The sequence below is a fragment of the uncultured Jatrophihabitans sp. genome, from assembly GCF_964244045.1.
In the GTDB taxonomy this organism is placed as follows: domain Bacteria; phylum Actinomycetota; class Actinomycetes; order Mycobacteriales; family Jatrophihabitantaceae; genus Jatrophihabitans.
This window is the reverse complement of the sequence record NZ_CAXTHK010000083.1, coordinates 1-1832: the sequence shown is the minus strand read 5'-3', so window position 1 is coordinate 1832 and position 1832 is coordinate 1. Positions and strand designations below refer to the sequence as shown.

Genomic DNA, 1832 nt, shown 5'->3' with positions numbered 1-1832 from the left:
ACGTGACGTGGTCCGCACGTGAATGGAGAGGACCGGTTGCGGCGCTCCGTGGATCCACGATGTGGCGCGAGGGCGAGATCGCGAGATCCGGTTCGCTGCTTCGGCTGCCACTCCTCGCCGGCATCGAGACCAGCTATAGCGCACGACGTGTGAAGCGGATGATCTTGCGGGCAGGGCGAGCCGGCTAGTACTGCCCAGGGACGTTGGTTGAACTCGTGTGACGACACGATCTGACGGTGGTTGAACGGGAAGACCTCCGGGCGTGGAGTGGAGCTGTCTAGAAACCGCCCCACGACACCGGAGGTCTTCGTGTCACACGCTAACGCTGCATTGACCCCACGCGCACGTCTAAAGATCGGCCGGCTGATCGTCGAAGAAGGTTGGCCGGTCGCCCGGGCCGCGGAACGGTTCGACGTTTCCTGGCCGACGGCGAACCGTTGGGCGCAGCGGTACCGGCAGCTAGGCCAGGCCGGAATGGCAGATCGGTCGTCCCGGCCGCACCGGCAGCCGACCCGCACCCCGCAGCCGACGGTCCGCAAGATCGTGCACCTGCGGTGGAAGCAACGCCTTGGCCCGATCGCCATCGCCGACAAGGTCGGCCTGGCATCCTCCACCGTCCACGCCGTCCTCACCCGATGCCGGATCAACCGGCTCTCCCACATCGACCGGGCCACCGGAGAACCGATCCGCCGATATGAACACGACCAGCCCGGAGCGATGCTGCACGTGGACGTCAAGAAGGTCGGCAACGTTCCCGACGGCGGCGGCTGGCGCTACGTCGGCCGTCAGCAAGGGCACAAGAACCGGGCCGCCACCCCGGGCAAACCCGGCGGCAGCCGGCGGCACCCGAAGATGGGCACCGCGTTCGTGCACACCGTCATCGACGACCACTCCCGCGTCGCCTACGCCGAAATCCACGACGACGAAACAGCTGTCACCGCCGTCACGGTGCTACGCAACGCCGTCGCCTGGTTCACCGCCCGAGGCGTAACCATCCAACGGGTCCTGTCTGACAACGGCTCCTGCTACGTCAGTCGCCTCTGGCGTGACACCTGCGCCGAGCTGGGGATCGTCCACAAACGAACCCGGCCCTACCGGCCCCAGACCAACGGCAAGATCGAACGGTTCCACCGCACCTTGGCTCAAGGATGGGCATTCCGCCGGTTCTACAACTCCGAAACCGCCCGGCGCAAAGCCCTGCCTGCCTGGCTCCACTTCTACAATCACCACCGGCCCCACACCGCCATCGGCAAGGTCCCACCCATCAACCGCTTAACCAACGTCCCCGGGCAGTACAGCTAGGTGCCCTACCGGCCGAGCGGCTAGACTTCTGTCCGGACCCCCGCGGCGTCCATCTCATCAACCCCCCCAGGGCCGGAAGGCAGCAAGGGTCCGTGAGCTCTGACGGGTGCGGGGGTCCCCTCGTCTCGTAGAGCGATGTCGGTGCCAGCACGTAGTCTCGTGCCGTGGCGTTGGCTCTGTATCGCAAGTACCGTCCGGCGACCTTCGCTGAGGTGGTCGGTCAGGAGCATGTCACCGACCCCCTCCGCACCGCTCTGGCTGCCGGGCGCATCAACCATGCCTACCTGTTCTCCGGCCCGCGGGGATGCGGCAAGACCTCGTCGGCCCGCATCCTGGCTCGCTCGCTGAACTGTGTGCAAGGTCCGACGCCAGATCCGTGCGGCGTGTGTCCCTCCTGTGTCGCCCTCGCTCCCGAGGGGTCCGGCTCGCTCGACGTGGTCGAACTCGACGCAGCCAGTCACGGTGGCGTCGACGACACCAGAGACCTTCGGGACCGCGCGTTCTACATGCCGGCCGAGTCCCGGTACCGG

1 protein-coding gene, 1 other RNA gene and 1 pseudogene are annotated in these 1832 nt (G+C 66.9%); all 3 read left to right on the top strand.

Going from position 1 to position 1832, the window contains the following annotated elements; all coding sequences use genetic code 11:
- Positions 1 to 309: 309 nt before the first annotated feature.
- Positions 310 to 1302 carry an IS481 family transposase gene (locus ACFFC4_RS22240; protein ID WP_375504948.1) on the top strand — a complete coding sequence of 331 codons (993 nt, stop codon included), beginning with the start codon at positions 310 to 312 and terminating at the stop codon, positions 1300 to 1302.
- A gap of 31 nt (positions 1303 to 1333) precedes the next feature.
- Positions 1334 to 1426: signal recognition particle sRNA small type (gene ffs / locus ACFFC4_RS22235), an RNA gene on the top strand.
- A 40-nt stretch (positions 1427 to 1466) separates the two neighbouring features.
- Positions 1467 to 1832 (top strand): annotated as a pseudogene (locus tag ACFFC4_RS22230) (DNA polymerase III subunit gamma/tau); the annotation flags it as partial.